The organism is Gemmobacter serpentinus (genome assembly GCF_008973825.1).
Classification (GTDB): Bacteria; Pseudomonadota; Alphaproteobacteria; order Rhodobacterales; family Rhodobacteraceae; genus Gemmobacter; species Gemmobacter serpentinus.
Window position 1 is genome coordinate 93,835 of record NZ_WCHR01000006.1, and the last position, 18,744, is coordinate 112,578.

Genomic DNA, 18,744 nt, shown 5'->3' on the forward strand with positions numbered 1-18,744 from the left:
GGGTCCATCACGGAAAAGTCACAGACTCGTGCGCAAGTGCCACAATTCCGGGAACAACTCGACCTCCAACATGCGTTTCAGGTAGTGAATCCCAGAGGTGCCGCCGGTGCCGCGTTTGAAGCCGATGACCCGTTCCACGGTGGTCACATGGTTGAAACGCCAGCGGCGGAAGTAATCCTCGAAATCCACCAGCTTCTCGGCCAATTCATAGGCTTCCCAATGCGCCTGCGGGTCACGGTAGACCTGCGCCCAGACTGCGGCCACGCCGTCATGCACGGTCCAGGGCTCTCGCAGATCGCGGCTCAGCACATCGGCGGGCACCGGCAGGCCCTGCCGGGCCAGCAGGCGCAACGCCTCGTCATAAAGCGAGGGGCGGGCCAGTTCTGCCTCCAGGATCGCGGTCAGGTCCGGGCGATGCGCATGGGGTTTCAGCATCGCCGCATTGCGATTGCCGACCGCATATTCGATCAGCCGGTATTGCCAGGACTGAAATCCAGAACTTTGCCCAAGACCGTCACGGAAGGTCGAATAATCGGCGGGCGTCATGGTGCGCAGCACGTCCCATGCAGAATTCAACTGCTCGAAGATCCGGGCGATCCGGGCCAGCATCTTGAAGGCCTCGCGTGGGCGGTCACCGGCAAGCGCGGCGCGGGCCGCATCCATCTCGTGCAAGGCAAGCCGCATCCACAGTTCGGATGTCTGGTGCTGGATGATGAACAGCAACTCGTCATGCGCGCCGGTCAGCGGCACCTGTGCGGTCAGGATACGGTCAATCTGCAGATAGTCGCCATAGGACATGCGGCCGTCAAAGGACATCTGCGCGCCATCTTTGGCGGGATCAGGTCGGGTCATGGAATGTCTCCGATATGTTGAAAGGGGGATTGGCGGCCCTCAGGCCGCGTCCCGCCGGTTCAACACCGAAGAATTGCCCATCTTGCGCCACAGACAGACCCATGCGGCGGGGCGGCAAAGCGGCGGGCAGGACCTCTCGACGAGAGATCCTGCAACGATTTTTCGACGAAAAATCGCGTGCCCCGGTTGCATCAGGTCACGCGGGCCCGGGTCTTGTATTCGGGGCGGTCCCACAGGCGCTGGTCCATCACCTCGGCAATGATCGCAATGGATTGCGCCACGTCCTCGGCATTGATGAACAGCGGCGTAAAGCCAAAACGCAGGATGTCGGGGGCGCGGAAATCACCGATCACACCGCGCGCGATCAGGGCCTGCATGATGGCGTAACCCTCGGGGTGGCGAAAGCTGACCTGACTGCCGCGGCTGGCATGATCGCGCGGGGTTGCAAGGTCGAGGTCCGGGCAGGCGGCCTCCACCCCGGCGATGAACTGATCGGTCAGCGCCAGCGATGCGGCGCGGATATCGGCCATCTCGACCTTGTCCCAGATATCGAGCGAGGCCTCCAGCGCCGCAAGCTGGATCACCGGGGGCGTGCCCACGCGCATCCGCTCCACCCCGTTGCCGGGGCGATAATCGAGATCGAAGGCAAAGGGGGCTTCGTGGCCCAGCCAGCCGGAAAGGGCCGGGCGCGCAATATCGGCATGGCGCGGTGCGACATAGATGAAGGCCGGGCCGCCGGGGCCGGAATTCAAGTATTTGTAGCTGCAACCCACCGCAAAATCGGCACCACCCTTGGCCACCTCGACCGGCACCGCGCCCGCGCTATGCGCCAGATCCCAGATCGCAATCGCGCCCACCTCATGCGCGCGCTTGGTCAGCGCGGCCATGTCATGACGCCGGCCGGTGCGGTAATCGACCTCGGTGATCATCATCACCGCCACGCTGTCATCCAGCGCCGCCATGACGTCTTCCGGTGCCACGGTCTTCAGCTGGTAATCCGGCCCCAGGGTCCGGCACAGTCCCTGCGCGATGTAAAGGTCCGAGGGGAAGTTGCCGGTGTCCGACAGCACAACCTTGCGGGTCGGGTTCATCTCGAAGGCAGATGCCAGCGCCTGATAGACCTTGATCGACAGCGTATCGCCCATCACGACACTGCCCTTTTCCGCACCGATCAGCCGGCCGATGCGATCCCCGATCTTGGAGGGCAGCTCCATCCAGCCGGCCTTGTTCCAGCCGGTGATGAGCATCTGCCCCCATTCCTCGGTGACGGTGCGCGCCACGCGGGCAGCCGCGGCCTTGGGCATGGGCCCCAGCGAATTGCCATCGAGATAAATCACCCCTTCGGGCAGGTCGAACAGCGCACGGGTCACAGCAAAATCGGTCGTCATATATCCTCCTCCGGTCGGGTCTCTGCCCGATCCGCGCGCATTGGAACAGGGCCGCGCGGCGGTTTCAAGCACCATGTCATCCGGCATGCGCGCACGGGGGGCGGTTGCCCTTGCGTCAAGGCGCAGGGCTGATATGTGCAGAGGCGACCGCCTGCAGGTCGTATGCGACAGATTCTCAACCCCGAGACGTGCGGGGCCAGATATCTGCCATATGCGCGCGCCGGGCTGCAATCGCGGAGAATCGGATGACGCTTCGCCCCTTTGCCCAGAACGGCCATTGCGCCGGGGCCCTGCCTGATAGGCGGGGCAGGGCGCGATTTGGCGCGCCATCGGCGACCTTGCCCGCCATCCGGCATGAGAATCGCCGAAAGCATCGCGAAACTGAGACAGGCTTTGCGGCAATCTTGCCGCAAAGCAGAAATCAGGTTTTGAAATTTTCTTGCGCGCTGGCTAAACAAAATTGCGCGCTCGGCAGCGAGTCAGGAAGAGGTCGCGTCGCAAGGCGCCACAGAACGGGGGAGAAGCCGTGAAGATCGGGGCACCGAGAGAGATATTTGAGGGGGAGAACCGGGTCGCGTTGACGCCGGATTCGGCCCTGCAGCTGGTGAAACTTGGTCACACTTGCGTCGTGGAAAGCGGCGCGGGCGCGAAGGCGGGGTTCTCGGACGCGGCCTATGAAAAGGCCGGGGTCGAGGTGCTGCCCACGGCCAAGGCGGTGTTCGATGCGGCTGATGTGGTCGTCAAGGTGCGCGGGCCGGAGCCTGCGGAGGTCGATCTGCTGCGCGAGGGCCAGACTCTGATCAGCTTCTTCTGGCCTGCCCAGAATGCCGAACTGCTGGAACAGGCCAAGGCCCGTGGCGCGACCGTGGTCGCCATGGATATGGTGCCGCGCATCTCGCGCGCCCAGAAGATGGATGCGCTGTCCTCGATGGCCAATATCGCGGGCTACCGCGCGGTGATCGAGGCGGGCAACAACTTTGGCCGCTTCTTCACCGGGCAGGTGACGGCGGCGGGCAAGGTGCCCCCGGCAAAGGTGCTGATCGTGGGCGCAGGCGTGGCGGGTCTTGCCGCCATCGGCACCTCGACCAGCCTTGGCGCCATCACCTATGCGTTCGACGTGCGTCCCGAAGTGGCCGAACAGATCGAATCGATGGGCGCTGAATTCGTCTATCTCGATTTCTCTGAAGCCCAGACCGATGGCGCGGCGACGGGTGGCTATGCCGCCCCCTCGAGCCCCGAGTTCCGTGAAGCGCAGCTGAAGAAGTTCCGCGAACTGGCGCCGGAGATGGATATCGTCATCACCACCGCCCTGATCCCGGGCCGGCCCGCGCCGAAGCTCTGGACCGAGGATATGGTCCAGATGATGAAGCCCGGCTCGGTCATCGTGGACCTTGCCGCCGAACGCGGCGGCAACTGTGACCTGACGGTGCCGGACCAGAAGATCGTGACGGAGAACGGTGTGACCATCGTCGGTTACACCGATTTCCCCTCGCGCATGGCCGCGCAGGCCTCGACGCTTTATGCCACCAATATCCGGCATATGCTGACCGACCTCACGCCGAAGAAAGACGGCGTCATCGACCATAACATGGAAGATGACGTGATCCGTGGTGCCACCGTCACCAAGGCGCATGAGATCACCTATCCGCCGCCGCCGCCGAAGATCGCGGCGATTGCCGCGCAAAAGCCGAAGGAAAAGGTCAAGGAACTGACCCCTGAGGAAAAGCGCGCGAAAGAGGTTGCCGCCTTCAAGGCCCAGACCCGCAATCAGGTGGGGATGCTGGTCATCGGCGGCGCGCTGATCCTGCTGGCGGGCCTTTACGCCCCGGCCAGCTTCATGTCGCATTTCATCGTGTTCGTGCTGTCGGTCTATGTCGGCGTCCAGGTGATCTGGAACGTCTCGCACAGCCTGCACACGCCGCTGATGGCGGTGACCAATGCGATCTCCTCGATCATCATCCTTGGCGCGCTGATGCAGATCGGCTCTGGCAATTGGCTGGTGGTCATTCTGGCGGCGCTTTCGGTCTTCATGGCCGGGATCAACATCTTCGGGGGCTTCATGGTCACCCGGCGGATGCTCGCCATGTTCCAGAAGTCGTAAGGGAGGGCGCGAGCAATGGAATACGGATTCACGACGGCGGCCTATGTGGTCGCGGCTGTCCTCTTCATCCAGTCGCTGGGCGGGCTGTCGGGGCAGGAAAGCGCCAAGCGCGCGGTGTGGTATGGCATTGTCGGCATGGCGCTGGCGGTGGCGGCCACGCTTTACGGCCCCGGCGCGGGCAACTGGCTGATCAGCCTTGTCATGGTGGCCGTCGGTGGTGCCATCGGCTGGGTGGTGGCGCAGCGTGTCCAGATGACCGAGATGCCGCAGCTTGTGGCGGCGATGCACAGCCTTGTCGGCCTTGCGGCGGTCTTTATCGGCTTCAACACTCATATCGAACTGGTCCGCGTGGCCGGGATGGACGAGACGGCACGCGCCGCCCTTGACGGCTTTGCCGCCGTGGTGGCGCATAAGTCCGGGGTGGAGATCGCGATCCTACGGGTGGAGACCTTCCTGGGTGTCTTCATCGGGGCTGTGACCTTTACCGGGTCCGTCATTGCCTTTGGCAAGCTGGCGGGCAAGGTCGATGGCAAGGCCAAGAAGCTGCCGGGCGGCCATGTGCTGAATGCGGGTGCCGCGCTGATTTCGCTGGCGCTGCTGGTGGTCTATCTGCAGTCGGGTTCCACGCTGGCGCTTCTGGTGATGACGCTGGCTGCGCTGTTCATCGGCTATCACCTGATCATGGGCATTGGCGGTGCCGACATGCCGGTCGTGGTATCGATGCTGAACAGCTATTCCGGCTGGGCGGCCGCGGCCATCGGCTTCTCGCTGTCGAATGACCTGCTGATTGTGGTCGGTGCGCTGGTGGGCTCTTCGGGCGCGATCCTGAGCTATATCATGTGCAAGGCGATGAACCGCAGCTTCGTATCGGTGATCCTGGGCGGCTTCGGCGGCACCACGGGCCCGGCGATGGAAGTCACGGGCGAGCAGATCGCGATCGACGCCGATGGGGTGGCGGCGGCGCTGAACGACGCCGACAGCATCATCATCATTCCGGGTTACGGCATGGCGGTGGCGCAGGCGCAGCAATCGGTCAGCGAACTGACCCGCAAACTGCGCGCCAAGGGCAAGAATGTGCGCTTTGCCATTCACCCGGTGGCGGGCCGTCTGCCCGGGCATATGAACGTGCTCTTGGCCGAGGCGAAGGTGCCTTACGATATCGTGCTGGAAATGGACGAGATCAACGAGGACTTCCCCGAGACCGATGTGGCCATCGTCATTGGCTCCAATGACATTGTGAACCCGGCCGCGCAGGAAGACCCCAACAGCCCCATCGCCGGGATGCCGGTCTTGGAATGCTGGAAGGCCAAGCAGGTTTTTGTCAGCAAGCGCGGACAGGGCACCGGCTATTCGGGCATCGAGAACCCGCTGTTCTACAAAGAGAATACGCGGATGTTCTATGGCGATGCGAAGAAGAGCATCGATCAGCTTCTGCCGATGATCGAGTGACGATCCTGCGTCGATAATGCGATGGTGGCCCCGGTGAAAGCCGGGGCCTCTGCCTGTGATGCCCCCGAAACGATGACCGCCTGCAGGTTGCGGGGTGGGGTTGTGACAGAAAAACAAGTATGCCCCGGCATACCCCCCTGCCGGGCGTTTTTTCCGTGATGCCGCCGGGGGCTTCGCTTTTTTATGGCGCAAGATTGCTGCGCGACACGGAAAAAACCATGGCACTTGAAATCCCCGATCACGACCAGCGTTACGCGCTGGTGAATGAATTGCACGCACGCCCTTTTCCGGTGCTATGGGCACCGTGCAGCGCGGTCTATGTCGCGGTGAAGGAACCGCTGGAGGCGCATAACCGCGACCGCATCGCCGATCGGAACCATTTGCTGGCGCTGCTGGACCGCTATGGATCTGCCCATCCGCAGCCGGGGGCCACGCATTTTTCCGGCCCGATCGGGCGGGCGGAGCTGAAATGGGAAAGCCATACGGAATTTGTGACCTATTCTGCCTTTTCGCCCGGCGTCTCGGCCCGACCCTTTGATCCGGCTGAGGCAGAGGCATTGCCCACCGAATGGCTGGCTGATGCACCGGGGCGGAGGCTGGTGTCGCTGTTGATCCGTGTCGAGCCCATGCCTGCAGATGCCGCCGACATGCTGAAGCGGATCGATGACTGGTTCGTGGCCGAAAGCCTGGCCGTGGCGTCGGTGGTGGATGGGGCGGCAATTGTTGCGGGTGATTTCCGCATCGATGCGGCAGGTCACATGCGCTTTGCCGTCTTCGTGCGCGATGATGTGGGCGAGCGGCGGATGGGCCGTATCGTCCAGCGTCTTTGCGAGATCGAGACCTATCGCGCCATGGCCATGCTGGGGCTGACGCGGGCGCGTGAGCTTTCGGCGCGCCTCAATGCGCTGGACCCGCGGTTGTCGGCGCTGGTGGCGGGGCTGGATACCCGCGCGCATTCGGCTGAGGGCTTGCTGGAGGATCTGCTGGACATCTCGGCCGAGCTGGAAAGCCTTGCCGTGCGCTATTCCTTCCGCTTTGGCGCGACGGCGGCCTATGAGGCCATCGTGAACCAGCGTATCGCGGTTTTGCGCGAGGAACGGGTGGCGGGGCGCCAGACCTTTGGCGAGTTCATGATGCGCCGCTTTGATCCGGCGATGCGCACGGTGAAATCCACCGAGGCGCGGCTGCGCACCATGGCAGAACGTGCCGCGCGGGCCGCGGAATTGCTGCGCACAAGGGTGGATGTGGAACGTAGCGCGCAGAATCAGCGTCTGCTGGAAAGCATGGACCGCCGCGCCGATCTGCAGTTGCGCTTGCAACACACGGTCGAGGGGCTGTCGGTGGTGGCGATCAGCTATTATGCCGTAAGCCTTGCCGGCTATGCGGCCTATCCCTTTGGGAAGGCGGCGGGGCTGTCGAAAGAGATGCTGACCGCGATGCTGGTCTTGCCGGTGATCGGCGCTGTCTGGTGGATGATCCGGCGCATTCGGAAGGCGATGCACTGAGTTGAGAGGTGGCAGCGGGGCTTCGCGCCCCTCCGCGGGATATTTTGGGGCAGAAAATGCCGCGGCTCAGTGCTGGCGCGGGTCAAGCGCGCGGCGCAGGCCTTCGCCGATATAGGTGACGCAGAGCAGGGTCAGTGTCAGCGCAAGACCGGGCCAGACCAGCCGGTCGGGATGGCTGCGCATGGCCCCCACACCCTCATGCAGCAGGCGGCCCCATGTCGGCATATCGGGGGGGAAGCCAAAGCCCAGAAAGCTCAACATGCTTTCGGTCAGGATCGCCGAGGATATGCCGAGGCTGGCCGCGACCAGCACCGGGGCCCAGACATTGGGCAGGATGTGGTGGCGCAGGATGCGCGGGGCGGGGGCACCGATGGCCCGGGCGGCGCGGATGAAGTCACGCTCGCGCAGCGACAGCACTTCGGCCCGGACCAGACGCGCTGCGGGCATCCAGCCCGTCAGCCCAATGGCCAGCACGATCAGCGCGAAACTGCCCGCGCCGGGGCCGATCCAGCGCCCGAGCGCGTCACGGAACAGGAACATCATGACCAGCATCAGGGGCAGAACCGGCAGCGACAGGAAGATATCGGTCAGCCGCATCAGCCAGCCGTCAAGGCGGCGGAAGTAACCCGCCAGCAACCCGATCCCGGTGCCGATGCCAAGCGCCACCAGCATGGCGACCAACCCGACCGCCAGCGAGACCTGCCCGCCCAGCATCAACCGCGCCAGCATGTCGCGCCCCAATTGATCGGTGCCGAGCGGATGCGCAAGGCTTGGTGCCTGATTGCGCAGGCCGATCATCCGCACCGGATCGCTGTCGATGAAATGCGGATCAATCCGCCAGATCAACGGGCCGCAGATCACCAGCAAAATGAGCAGCGCCAGCACCATGAGCGCCGTCATCGCCGCAGCCTGGCGGCGGAACCGCGGCCAAAGGCCGTTTGCGACGATGCGGTCAGCCATGAACGACCCTCGGGTCCAATACGGCATAAAGCAGATCGGCGAGCAGGTTGCTCAGCACGATCAGCACGGCGTAAAGGAAGGTGATGGTCTGGATCACCGGCAGGTCTCCCACCTGGATGGCACCGATCAGCGCAGCCCCGATGCCGTTGATGCGGAAGATCTGCTCGATCACCATGGCACCGCCAAAGATGGCAGGCAGGCCAAGCGCCACGATGGTGACAACCGGGGCCATGGCATTGCGCAGCACATGGACGCGCAACACGCGGCCGTCGGTCAGGCCCTTGGCGCGGGCGGTGCGGGTGTAATCCTGGCCCAGCTGTTCCAGCACCGCCGCGCGGGTATAGCGGCCGATTTCGGCGCAGTTGAACAACGCCAATACAATGACCGGCAGCGCCATCTGCATCACCATGCGGTAAAGACCGGCACCGTCACGGACCTGCAGATTTGTGTCATAGACCGAGGGGAACCAGCCCAGCTTTACCGCGAAGACCAGGATCAGCACCTGCGCGATGAGGAAGCCGGGCATGGCGATCACCAGCGCGGAAAGGAAGGTTGTGACATGATCGAAAATGCCGCCGCGCCGCGCTGCTGCGCGCATCCCCAAGGGCAGCGCCAGCAGAACGCCCAGCAGATAGCCGCCGCCGATCACCGTCAGGGTTTGCGGCAGACGTTCGGCAATCAGGCCGAAGACCGGCACCTTGGATTGCCATGAGATCATCCGGGGCGCATCCCCGGCAAGGCTGGTGCCAAGGGCGGCATCCAACCCGTGCAGCGGCTCTGACCAGACGATCTGCCGCACCCATAGAAAATAGCGCAGCGGCGCAGGCTGGTCCGCCCCCATCGCGGCAAGGATCTGCGCCCGCACCTCGGGTGGCACGGTCAGCGGGATCTCCGACATCGGGCTGCCCGGCGCAAGATCGATCATGAAGAAGACCAGCGCCGAAATCAGCGCCAGCGTCGGGATCGCAAAAAGCAGGCGCCGCAAAAGGAAACTGAGCATGGCCGGGTATCAGAGGAGAAGGGCGCGTCCGCGACATGCGGGCGCGCCTGGAATCTATCGGGGCAGACGGTGCCAGTCTGCCACATTCCACAATTCGCTGTCCCAGGCCGAAAGTGCAACACCGCCCAGGGTGTTGGAAATGGCGGAGAAGCGGCCGCGATGGATCAATGGGATCACCACCTGATCGCCTGCTGTCAGCCGGTCATTCAGGGCTTTCACAAGCTGCGCCCGTTCGGCCATGTTCGCAGTCTTGGCCAGCTCCGCCACCATCGCATCATAGGCCGGGTCGCAGAAGCGCCCGATATTCTCACCCTGCCACTGACGGTCCGGCGCGGGAATCTTGTCGCAACTGCGCGCCGCCAGATAGGCTTGCGGATCGGTGCCGTCGAACTCGTTCGCATACATCTCGAAATCGGCGTAGAATTTCTCATTTGTGTCGGGCGATCCGGCATCACCACTGAAGAACACGCTGCCATCGATCGCCTTCAGGTCTACCTCGACCCCGATATCGTTCCACCAACCTTTGATGAGGGCCTGAAAGTCCTGCCGCACCGGGTTCACCGTGGTCTGGAACAGGAATGAGAGCTTGCGCCCGTCCTTTTCGCGGATGCCATCGCCATCGGTATCCTGCCAGCCCGCCGCTTCCAGCAGGGCGCGCGCGGCGGGCAGATCTTGGTGCAGGCAGGCGGTATTGTCCGATACATAATGTGGCGGGCCTGCCACCATGTTGCAGGTGGGCTTGCCTGCCGCGCCATAGCCGATCTCCACCAGCACATCGCGGGCAATCGCCAGGGACAGCGCCTTGCGCACCCGCACATCGCTGAGGATCGGATGGGGGTGCTTGACCGTGGACCGCTCGCCTTCCGGCAGGGTCGCGGCAGGGTCGGTCAGGTTGACCTCGATCCGCTCCACCAACGCGCCAAAGGCGCTGACGAAACGACCCTTGCCCCCCGCCTCCATCTGCAATTGCTGCTCGGGGTTGATCAGGGTGTTCCAGGCATAGTCAAACTCGCCCGTCTCCAGCACCGCCGAGGCGGAAGACAGCGCGTCACCGCCGCCCTTGATGGTCGCGGTGGCAAAGGCGGGCTTCTCGGCCTCGCGATAGAGCGGGTTGGCTGCCATGGTCACCACGTCATTCACCTTGAAATCGGTGACCATGAAGGGGCCGGTGCCAATGGGCGACGCGTTTTGCGCGGTGCAGGTCGCGGCCAGCTTGCCAAGACAGGCCGCGAATTGCGCCTTTTGCAGCACCGGGCCGGTTGCGCCGGTAAAGGGCTGGAACGGGTAGGGCATCGGGGCCGCAAAGCGGAAGGTCACCGTCTGCGGATCCGGGGTTTCCACCGCGATGACGCCGTCCAGCTTTGCCGCATGGGCGCAGCCGGTTTCCGGGTTGCGGCAATAGTCATAGGTGAATTTCACATCCTCGGATGTGAGGGGCGTGCCATCGGACCATTGCACCCCCGGTTTCAGCTTCCAGGTGATACTGGTCAGATCGGTGGCGATGCCGCCATTCTTCTGACTGGGGATTTCTGCCGCAAGGCGGGGCACCAGTTGACCATCGGGATCATAGGCCGCCAGCGGCTCCAGCACCAGCGAGGCCGCGGTGATGTCCTTTGTGCCGGAGGAAAGATAGACGTTCAGCGTGGAGACCGCCTGATTGAACAGCAGGCGCAATTCGCCATCGCTGCCGCGCGCGGCATGGGCTGCGGGAACGAAGGCGGTCGGGGCAAGGATCAGGGCTGCGGCTGTGCCGCGCAAAAGCATGGGCAGGATCGATTTGGCAGACATGGTCGGATCACTCCTTGTCTTGTGGCAGGTCAGGCGGATGCCGCAGGCGCTGCGGCCGGTCGTCCCGTCCTGAAAGGAATTGCACCGCATGGGCATGCGTGGCTGCGGTGAAGGGCAAGGCGGGGCAGGCTGTCTGGCGAGACAGGCCTTCGCGATATGTGCAGGGTTTGCCGCTGCGGCCCGCCTCCGGCCATCCGCCGATTTTCATGAAATCGTTTACATGGCAGGGCACAGGCCGCGCGGACATATCGTCACGCGGCGGAAACGGGATGACAGGCGTCACGGAACCATATGCGGTCACAAGGCCAGGGCGATCACCGATAGGCGGATGGAAACTGATAAGATGGATGGCGGGCTTGGTGCCATCGGGCTTGTGGAACACGGTCCTCTGATGCCGGATATCATGGTTGGGCATTGCCCCTACGGGCATTGGCATTTACCCCCAAGTCTCTGTTCTTGTTGGCCCTTCAGGGGCAGGTTGCGGTCCGGTTCGGATCCAGACCCCTAAGTGTTAGCCAATTCGACCGCTGGAGCAAGCGGCTTTGCGATCACTGACCGCAAGATGATGCATTCTTGGCCGGAACAGGCTTGCACTTTGCGGAAGGCGGGTTCAGGTTCCGATTGATTTGATCACAAAACCGGATGCCAAGCCCGATCATGCCCCAGCGTCTTTCCCCCCGCCAGATCCTTGAAAAGCTGATCAGCTTTCCGACGGTCAGCCGCGACAGCAACCTGGCGCTGGTTGAATGGGTGGAGGATTATCTGGCGGGCTGGGGTATTGCCGCGCAGCGGGTCTATAATTCTGATGGCAGCAAGGCCGCGCTTTACGCCCATATCGGACCGCAGGTCGAAGGCGGGGTGGTGCTGTCAGGCCACACCGATGTCGTGCCGGTCGATGGCCAGGACTGGAGCCTTGATCCCTGGACCGTGACCGAACGCGATGGCCGCCTTTACGGGCGCGGTGTCTGCGACATGAAGGGATTTGACGCGCTGGCGCTTGCCGCGGTGCCTTTGGCGCTGGAGGCCGGCATCACGCGACCACTGCAGATCGCGCTGTCCTATGATGAGGAACTGGGCTGTCTCGGCGCGCCTGCCATGATCGCCGCGATGAAAGCGGGCCTGCCGCGCGCCAGTGCCGTGGTGGTCGGCGAGCCTTCGATGATGCGGATGGTGAATGGCCACAAGGGCAGCCGGGGCCTGCGCGTGCATATGCGCGGCCATGAGGTGCATTCCTCGATCCTGCATACCGGCGTCAGCGCGATCCTTGAGGGCGCGCGGCTGATCGATTGGGTCAACCGGGTGAATGCGGAAAACCGCGCGGCCCCGGTCACCGCGCTGGCTGCGCTGTTCGATCCGCCATGGACCACCGCCCATGTCGGCACCATTCAGGGCGGCACGGCCGAGAATATCACCGCGAAGGATTGCACCTTTGGCCTCGCCTTCCGGGTGGTGCCTGGCGAAGATCCGCAGGATTGGCTGGCCCGTCTGCGGGCCGAGGCCGCGCGGATCGAGGCTGGGATGCAGGCGGTGCGCCCCGAAACCGGGATCACGCTGGAGGATATGTTCTTCGTGCCGCCCCTTGTGCCCGAACAGGCGGGTGCGGCCGAGGCGCTGGTGCGGCGGCTGACCGGCGACAATGCGACCTCGGTCGTGAGCTACGGCACCGAGGCCGGGCAGTTCCAGATTGCCGGTTATTCGGCGGTGGTCTGTGGCCCGGGCGATATCGCGCAGGCGCATCAACCGGACGAGTATCTGACGCTGGACCAGTTCGAGGCCGGTTGGCGCTTCATGCAGGCATTGGTGGAGGATCTGCGGCGATGATGGCCTTCCCGATTTCCGAGGCAACGCCGGTCCGCTTTGCCCCCGCCTTGCCCAAATCCGCCGATGTGGTCGTGATCGGCGGCGGCATCATCGGCGTGATGACGGCCTGGCATCTGGCCGAACGCGGCGCGCGCGTGGTGCTCTGCGAAAAGGGCCGCATCGCGGGCGAGCAATCCAGCCGCAACTGGGGCTGGATCCGCCAACAGGGCCGCGATTTCGGTGAACTCCCGATCATGATGGAATCGCTGCGGATCTGGCGTGCCATCGTGCCGGAACTGGGGGAGGATATCGGCTTTCGCCGGACCGGGGTGATGTATCTGGCGGGGTCAGAGGCCGAGCTGGCCGGGTTCGAGGCCTGGCGGCTTGAGGCGCAGGGTTACGGCGTCGACAGCAAGATGCTGGGGGCAGGGGCGGTGGCCGGGCAGATCAGCGGCGCGTCGCGTCGCTGGCCCGGTGCTTTGTTCACTCCGTCGGATGCGCGGGCAGAGCCATGGCTTGCCGTGCCGCGCATGGCCGAAGGGGCCGTGCGGCGCGGCGCGGTTCTGATCGAGAGCTGTGCGGTGCGGGCGCTGGATACGGCGGCTGGGCGCATCGCCGGCGTGATCACCGAACAGGGCCGGATTGCCTGCGATCAGGTCGTGCTGGCGGGGGGCGCGTGGTCGCGGCTGCTGGCGCAGGCGCATGGCGTCCATTTCCCGCAGCTGTCGGTGCGGGCCACGGTGATGGCGACCGAAGCCATGCCAGAGGTGTTCGCCGGTGCCGCCGCCGACCCCGAGATCGCCTTCCGCCGCCGCGCCGATGGCGGCTATACGCTGGCGGCGGGATCGGGGCATGATTTCTATATCGGGCCGGACGCCTTTCGCAGCTTCATTCCCTATCTGCCTGTGCTGAAACGGGATTTTCGCAGCACGCAGTTTCAGCCAATGGCCCCGAGGCACTATCCCGATGGCTGGATGACGCCGCGCAAATGGCAGGCGGATCGTCCGTCCCCCTTCGAGGCGATCCGCGTGCTGAACCCCGCGCCATCGGACAAATTGCTGGCGCGGATGCAGGCGGCGTTTGAGAAAACCTTTCCCGGCATCGGTCCGGTGATCCCGCGCGCCACATGGGCGGGGATGATCGACACCATGCCCGATATCGTGCCGGTGATTGACCGCGCAGCCGCGTTGCCGGGCCTTGTGATCGCGACCGGGATGTGTGGCCATGGTTTTGGCATCGGGCCGGGCATTGGCCGTGTGGTGGCCGATCTGACACTTGGGCGCGACCCGGGGCATGATCTGTCGCGCTTTCGCCTGTCGCGCTTTACCGATGGCTCGACCCTGACCCCCGGCCCCTCGCTTTGACCCTGAACCCCGGATCCGTCCATGACCGCCTTTGACCGCCCAACCGCATGGTTGACCGACTGGCTGCCCGAAATCATCGGCTGGCGACAGGATTTTCACCGCCATCCCGAATTACTGTTCGATCTGCCGCGCACCGCCGGGCGGGTGGCGCAGTTGCTGCGCAGCTTTGGTTGCGACTCGGTGGTCGAGGGCATCGGGCGCAGCGGCGTGGTCGGGGTGATCCAGGGCGCGCGCCAGGCCTCGGGCCAAAGTTCGGGCCAAAGTCCGGGCCGGGTGATCGGCTTGCGCGCCGATATGGATGCGCTGCCGATCATGGAACGAACCGGGCGCGAATATACCTCGACGGTGCCGGGCAAGATGCATGCCTGCGGTCATGACGGGCATATGTCCATGTTGCTGGCGGCTGCCAAGTATCTTGCCGCAACCCGTGATTTCGACGGGACCGTGGTCGTGATCTTCCAACCCGCCGAAGAGGGTGGCGGCGGCGGACGCGAGATGGTGCAGGATGGGTTGATGGACCGCTTCGCCATCCAGGAGGTCTATGGGATGCATAATATGCCGGGCCTGCCGGTGGGGCAGTTCTGCATCCGGCCCGGCGCTATGATGGCAGCGGCGGATCAGTTCGAGATCACGGTGACCGGCAAGGGCGGCCATGCGGCGCGCCCGCAGGACGGCGTCGATACGATGCTGGTGGCGGCCCATATCGTTGTGGCCGCGCAAAGCATCATCAGCCGCAACACAGACCCTATGGCACAGGCGGTGCTGTCGATCTGCACCATGTCGGGCGATTCCACCGCGCATAATGTCATCCCGCAGGTGGTGAAGATGCGCGGCACCGTGCGCAGTCTTGATCCGGCGGTGCAGGACCGGGTGGAGCGCCGGCTGAACGATCTCGTCACCGGCACCGCGCAGGCCTTTGGTGCGACCGGGATGCTGGACTACAGGCGCGGCTATCCGGTGACGGTGAATGCCTTGGCCCAGACGGGTTACGCGGCTGATGTCGCGCGCAGGGTGGCCGCAGGTCCGGTCGATGCCGAGACGGTACCGCAGATGTGGGCCGAGGATTTCAGCTTCATGCTGAATGCCCGCCCCGGCGCCTATATCTTCACCGGCAATGGCGACAGCGCGGCGTTGCATCATCCGGAGTATGACTTCAACGATGCGGCGCTCCCCTTCGGGGCCGCGTGGTATATCGGCATGGCCGAGGCGCGGTTGGCCCCTTAGACCTCCGCCTCTGCCGTATCGAAATGGCCATGGCTGGTCTTGTCCCACCAGAAGGGCTTGTGAACCAGTTCCCACGCCGCCTTGTAGGAAGACAGCGCGCCAAGCGGGAAGTAAAAGTGCAAAAGCAGCGCCCAACCCCAGCCCATGCGGTTGGGCGTCAGGCGCATCGCGACCAGTGTGACCGCGATCATCAGCGCTTCGGTCAGCAGGAAAACCCCGACAATCAATTGATACATCGGTTCGGGCAACGCATTCACGACCGGATGCGACAGGCCCAGCGGCACGATCCAGAACGACCACAGCACCGGCGTCAGCATATATTGCGAGATCGATGACAGGAACAGCGCCTGAAACCCCAGGAACTGCCGCCAGCCCAGTTGCCGCAGCAAGAGGCGCGGCTGCCGCATATGAACGGCATAGGTCATCATATAGCCCTTGAGCCAGCGCGAGCGCTGCTTGACCCATGGGATCACCCGGCAATTCGCCTCTTCAAAGGTTGTGGTCGCGATCAGCTCTGTCCGGTAGCCATGGCGCGCCAGTCGCATCCCAAGATCGGCGTCTTCGGTCACGTTGAAGGCGTCCCAGGCCCCCAGATCCTCCAATGCGGCGCGGCGGAAGAACAGGGTGGTGCCGCCCAAAGGCACGGCGAGGCCAAGGCGCGCGATGCCGGGCAGGAAAATGCGGAACCAGCTGGCATATTCCATGGTGAAACAGCGGCTGAGCCAGTTGGTGCCGGGGTTGTAGAAGTCCAGCATCCCCTGTAGGCAGGCGGTGCGCGGATCGCAGACCGCAAAGCGCGCGGCGACCTTGCGGATCTGGTCGGGCTCCGGCGCATCCTCGGCATCATAGACGCCGATAATCGTGCCGCGACACTGGCCAAGCGCGTGGTTCAGCGCGCGCGGCTTGGTGCGGATCACCCCGTCCGGCACCACCACGACCCGCATCCAGTTCGGCAGATCGGCCCGGCGCAGCGCGGCGCGCGTCACCTGATCGACTTCCTCCACCACCAGCAGGATATCGAGAAGCTCGCGCGGGTAATCGAGCTTTGACAGCCGCTGCACCAGCCGCCCGGCAATGTCGCCCTCATTATACAGCGCCACCATGACCGAGACGGTGGGCAGGATATCCGCCCCGTCAGGCGGCAGCGGTGCGGCTTTGGCCGGGTGGCGCAGCATGGCAAGGATTGCGGCTGTTTTCAGGGCCGTGGCGGCAGCGAGGGTGACCAGGGCCCAGAGACTGAGCACCCAGATCAGCGTGACCGGCGCGATCAGCGCCCAGGCGATGATCAGGGCCGCCCCGGCGCGGATCCAGAACAGTTGCGCGCGGCCGCCCCAGTTGCGGCAGCTTTCACCCTCGGTCACCGTCGTCAGTGCCGCCTGATCCAGTTGCCGCCCGCGCTGATGCAGCATCTCGGCCTCCAGCCGGTCCGCCGTGGTCAGCGCCATGGCAACGCGGCCAAAACGCTGGATCAGGGCAGGGCGGTGGCGCGCGAACGCCTCGGGATGGGGGGTCGCGATCACCGTCAGATCGCCAAGCCGCCGCCAGGGCAGCAGCCCGTCGCGCAGACAGGCCTTTGCCCCCCAGACATCAATCAGACGCGGATCGGAGGGCAGGCGGTCCAGATCGGCAAGTTCGATCCCCCAATGGCGGCTGACCTGTTGCAATAGCCGCGCCTCGCCGATCAGCCCGCGCGACAGCAGGATATCGGCCAGCCGTCCGCCATGCCGGGCGCGCAGGGTCAGCGCCTGCATCAGATCTTCGGGTGCGATCACCCCTTCGCGTAGCAATGAGATCCCGAGGCGCTCGCAATTGCCTGCCATACTGCCCGTTTCGACCTGCCGCACCGGCCCGCACCTTTCGGCGGTCATCGCGGCAGCGGGCTGAGGCAGGGGGGCAAGGTGCATCGAACAAGGCCCGGCTGGGGATCAACCCGACCGAGCCTGCAAGAGCGGGGTTAACAAATGATTAAGCCGCGCCGGGAATCCGGGCGCGGCTTGATCCGAAACGATCGCAGATCAGGCGGCGCGGCGGGCGCGCATGGCCTCGGCGAATTTCTCGAACAGATAGAAGCTGTCCTGCGGGCCGGGGCTGGCCTCGGGGTGGTGCTGCACCGAGAAGACCGGCTTGTCGGCCAGCGCGATGCCGCAATTGGTGCCGTCAAACAGCGAGACATGGGTCTCGATCACCCCTTCGGGCAGGGTCTGCGCATCGACAGTGAACCCATGGTTCATCGAGGTGATCTCGACCTTGCCGGTGGTCACATCCTTGACCGGGTGGTTCGCGCCGTGGTGGCCATGGCCCATCTTCACGGTTTGCGCGCCAAGCGCCAGCGCCAGCATCTGATGGCCAAGGCAGATGCCGAAGATCGGCAGATCGCGCTTCAGCACATCCTGGATCATCGGCACGGCATAAGTGCCGGTCGCCGCCGGATCGCCGGGGCCGTTCGACAGGAACACGCCTTCGGGATTATGCGCCAGCACCTCTTCGGCTGTGGCGGTTGCGGGCAGCACGATCACTTCGCAGCCGCTGGAGGCAAGGCAGCGCAGGATATTGCGCTTGGCGCCGTAATCCACCGCCACGACCTTGAAGCCCGGGCCTTCGCGACGGGTATAGCCTTCGGGCCAGGCCCAGCGTTGCTCGTCCCAGGCATAGGATTGGGCGCAGGTCACGTCCTTGGCCAGATCGAGGCCGACAAGCCCCTGCCAGCCGCGCGCCTTGGCAATGAGCGCCTCGATGTCGAACTTGCCTTCGGGGTTGAAGGACAGCGCGACATGCGGCGCGCCCTGCTGGCGGATCGCGCGGGTCAGGCGACGGGTGTCGATCCCGCCGATGCCGATGCGGCCTTTGGCCTTCATCCAGTCTTGCAGGTTCTGCGTCGCACGCCAGTTCGACGGCGCGGTCGGATCCCATTTCACCACCATGCCGGCGGCGACCGGCGCGCCGGTTTCGTCATCCTCGGGGGTGACGCCGGTATTGCCGATATGGGGGAAGGTGAAGGTGACGATCTGCCCCGCATAAGAGGGATCGGTCATGATTTCCTGATAGCCGGTCATCGAGGTGTTGAAGACCAGCTCTGCCACGGTATCGCCGGTTGCACCGAAGCCCTTGCCGTAGAAAATCGTGCCGTCTGCGAGGACAAGGCAGGCGGTGGGGGCGTTCTGGCTTTGCATGGCGACTCTCCGGGTAAACGGGCGGAACCTACGGGCAGCGGGCAGGGGGGTCAAGGGTTTTGCAGGTGCAGAATCCTCAATTATCTTGCCCTTATTTGTCAATATGTTAGCTGCCTGTCGCCCCATTGTGTTACAGGGCGTGA

The 18,744-nt window shown here is 64.4% G+C and carries 13 protein-coding genes; 6 read left to right on the forward strand and 7 right to left on the reverse strand.

What is annotated here, in order from left to right; genetic code table 11:
• Positions 1-18: 18 nt before the first annotated feature.
• Together kynA and kynU are read right to left on the reverse strand one after the other, a co-directional pair.
• The gene (gene kynA, locus GBJ34_RS04510; RefSeq protein WP_151718080.1) at positions 19-852 is read right to left on the reverse strand and encodes a tryptophan 2,3-dioxygenase; all 834 of its coding nucleotides are present in this window, start codon (positions 850-852) and stop codon (positions 19-21) included.
• Positions 853-1,043: 191 nt separating this feature from the next.
• Positions 1,044-2,240, reverse strand: coding sequence for a kynureninase (gene kynU / locus GBJ34_RS04515; protein ID WP_151718081.1), 1,197 nt, complete (start codon positions 2,238-2,240; stop codon positions 1,044-1,046).
• Positions 2,241-2,766: 526 nt separating this feature from the next.
• Between kynU and GBJ34_RS04520 the strand changes: the two genes are divergently transcribed.
• The 3 genes from GBJ34_RS04520 to GBJ34_RS04530 all read left to right on the forward strand — a co-directional run bounded on the left by GBJ34_RS04520 (position 2,767) and on the right by GBJ34_RS04530 (position 7,295).
• On the forward strand, positions 2,767-4,341 hold the full coding sequence (locus GBJ34_RS04520) for a Re/Si-specific NAD(P)(+) transhydrogenase subunit alpha (protein WP_151718082.1): 1,575 nt from the start codon (positions 2,767-2,769) through the stop codon (positions 4,339-4,341).
• 15 nt (positions 4,342-4,356) lie between these two features.
• Positions 4,357-5,790 (forward strand): NAD(P)(+) transhydrogenase (Re/Si-specific) subunit beta, encoded by a 1,434-nt coding sequence (locus GBJ34_RS04525; protein ID WP_151718083.1) that lies wholly within the window; start codon positions 4,357-4,359, stop codon positions 5,788-5,790.
• Between the two features lie 218 nt (positions 5,791-6,008).
• The gene (locus GBJ34_RS04530; RefSeq protein ID WP_151718084.1) at positions 6,009-7,295 is read left to right on the forward strand and encodes a DUF3422 family protein; all 1,287 of its coding nucleotides are present in this window, start codon (positions 6,009-6,011) and stop codon (positions 7,293-7,295) included.
• 66 nt (positions 7,296-7,361) lie between these two features.
• Here the strand turns inward: GBJ34_RS04530 and GBJ34_RS04535 are convergent, their stop codons facing one another.
• From GBJ34_RS04535 to GBJ34_RS04545, 3 genes are read right to left on the reverse strand one after another with little or no spacing between them, the layout of a single operon-like run.
• Positions 7,362-8,255: an ABC transporter permease gene (locus tag GBJ34_RS04535; RefSeq protein WP_226341040.1), complete on the reverse strand. Its 894-nt coding sequence runs from the start codon at positions 8,253-8,255 to the stop codon at positions 7,362-7,364.
• Positions 8,248-9,255, reverse strand: a complete 1,008-nt coding sequence (locus tag GBJ34_RS04540; RefSeq protein ID WP_151718086.1) for an ABC transporter permease — start codon at positions 9,253-9,255, stop codon at positions 8,248-8,250. Before GBJ34_RS04540 ends, GBJ34_RS04535 begins: the two co-directional genes overlap by 8 nt.
• A gap of 54 nt (positions 9,256-9,309) precedes the next feature.
• A complete protein-coding gene (locus tag GBJ34_RS04545; protein ID WP_151718087.1) occupies positions 9,310-11,043 on the reverse strand; it encodes a peptide ABC transporter substrate-binding protein in 1,734 nt (577 codons plus the stop codon).
• Between the two features lie 657 nt (positions 11,044-11,700).
• Between GBJ34_RS04545 and argE the strand changes: the two genes are divergently transcribed.
• The 3 genes from argE to GBJ34_RS04560 are packed head-to-tail and all read left to right on the forward strand — an operon-like array spanning position 11,701 to position 15,431.
• Positions 11,701-12,864, forward strand: coding sequence for an acetylornithine deacetylase (argE, locus tag GBJ34_RS04550; RefSeq protein ID WP_151718088.1), 1,164 nt, complete (start codon positions 11,701-11,703; stop codon positions 12,862-12,864).
• On the forward strand, positions 12,864-14,207 hold the full coding sequence (locus GBJ34_RS04555; protein WP_192931112.1) for an NAD(P)/FAD-dependent oxidoreductase: 1,344 nt from the start codon (positions 12,864-12,866) through the stop codon (positions 14,205-14,207). The genes argE and GBJ34_RS04555 overlap by 1 nt, the downstream gene beginning before the upstream one ends.
• A 21-nt stretch (positions 14,208-14,228) precedes the next feature.
• Positions 14,229-15,431, forward strand: a complete 1,203-nt coding sequence (locus GBJ34_RS04560; protein ID WP_151718090.1) for an amidohydrolase — start codon at positions 14,229-14,231, stop codon at positions 15,429-15,431.
• Here GBJ34_RS04560 and GBJ34_RS04565 read toward each other — a convergent pair.
• Positions 15,428-17,299, reverse strand: a complete 1,872-nt coding sequence (locus GBJ34_RS04565) for a glycosyltransferase (RefSeq protein ID WP_449727757.1) — start codon at positions 17,297-17,299, stop codon at positions 15,428-15,430. The two genes, GBJ34_RS04560 and GBJ34_RS04565, sit on opposite strands and share 4 nt — an antisense overlap.
• Positions 17,300-17,446: 147 nt before the next feature.
• The gene (carA, locus tag GBJ34_RS04570) at positions 17,447-18,601 is read right to left on the reverse strand and encodes a glutamine-hydrolyzing carbamoyl-phosphate synthase small subunit (protein WP_151718091.1); all 1,155 of its coding nucleotides are present in this window, start codon (positions 18,599-18,601) and stop codon (positions 17,447-17,449) included.
• Between the last annotated feature and the right edge of the window lie 143 nt (positions 18,602-18,744).

Excerpts from the sequence above, each read along its gene's own strand:
- GBJ34_RS04540 (WP_151718086.1), bottom strand. The coding sequence starts at position 9,255 with ATGCTCAGTTTCCTTTTGCGGCGCCTGCTTTTTGCGATCCCGACGCTG.
- GBJ34_RS04560 (WP_151718090.1), top strand. The coding sequence starts at position 14,229 with ATGACCGCCTTTGACCGCCCAACCGCATGGTTGACCGACTGGCTGCCC.
- argE (WP_151718088.1), top strand. The coding sequence starts at position 11,701 with ATGCCCCAGCGTCTTTCCCCCCGCCAGATCCTTGAAAAGCTGATCAGC.
- kynU (WP_151718081.1), bottom strand. The coding sequence starts at position 2,240 with ATGACGACCGATTTTGCTGTGACCCGTGCGCTGTTCGACCTGCCCGAA.
- GBJ34_RS04535 (WP_226341040.1), bottom strand. The coding sequence starts at position 8,255 with ATGGCTGACCGCATCGTCGCAAACGGCCTTTGGCCGCGGTTCCGCCGC.
- carA (WP_151718091.1), bottom strand. The coding sequence starts at position 18,601 with ATGCAAAGCCAGAACGCCCCCACCGCCTGCCTTGTCCTCGCAGACGGC.
- GBJ34_RS04545 (WP_151718087.1), bottom strand. The coding sequence starts at position 11,043 with ATGTCTGCCAAATCGATCCTGCCCATGCTTTTGCGCGGCACAGCCGCA.
- GBJ34_RS04530 (WP_151718084.1), top strand. The coding sequence starts at position 6,009 with ATGGCACTTGAAATCCCCGATCACGACCAGCGTTACGCGCTGGTGAAT.
- GBJ34_RS04565 (WP_449727757.1), bottom strand. The coding sequence starts at position 17,299 with ATGACCGCCGAAAGGTGCGGGCCGGTGCGGCAGGTCGAAACGGGCAGT.
- GBJ34_RS04555 (WP_192931112.1), top strand. The coding sequence starts at position 12,864 with ATGGCCTTCCCGATTTCCGAGGCAACGCCGGTCCGCTTTGCCCCCGCC.
- kynA (WP_151718080.1), bottom strand. The coding sequence starts at position 852 with ATGACCCGACCTGATCCCGCCAAAGATGGCGCGCAGATGTCCTTTGAC.
- GBJ34_RS04525 (WP_151718083.1), top strand. The coding sequence starts at position 4,357 with ATGGAATACGGATTCACGACGGCGGCCTATGTGGTCGCGGCTGTCCTC.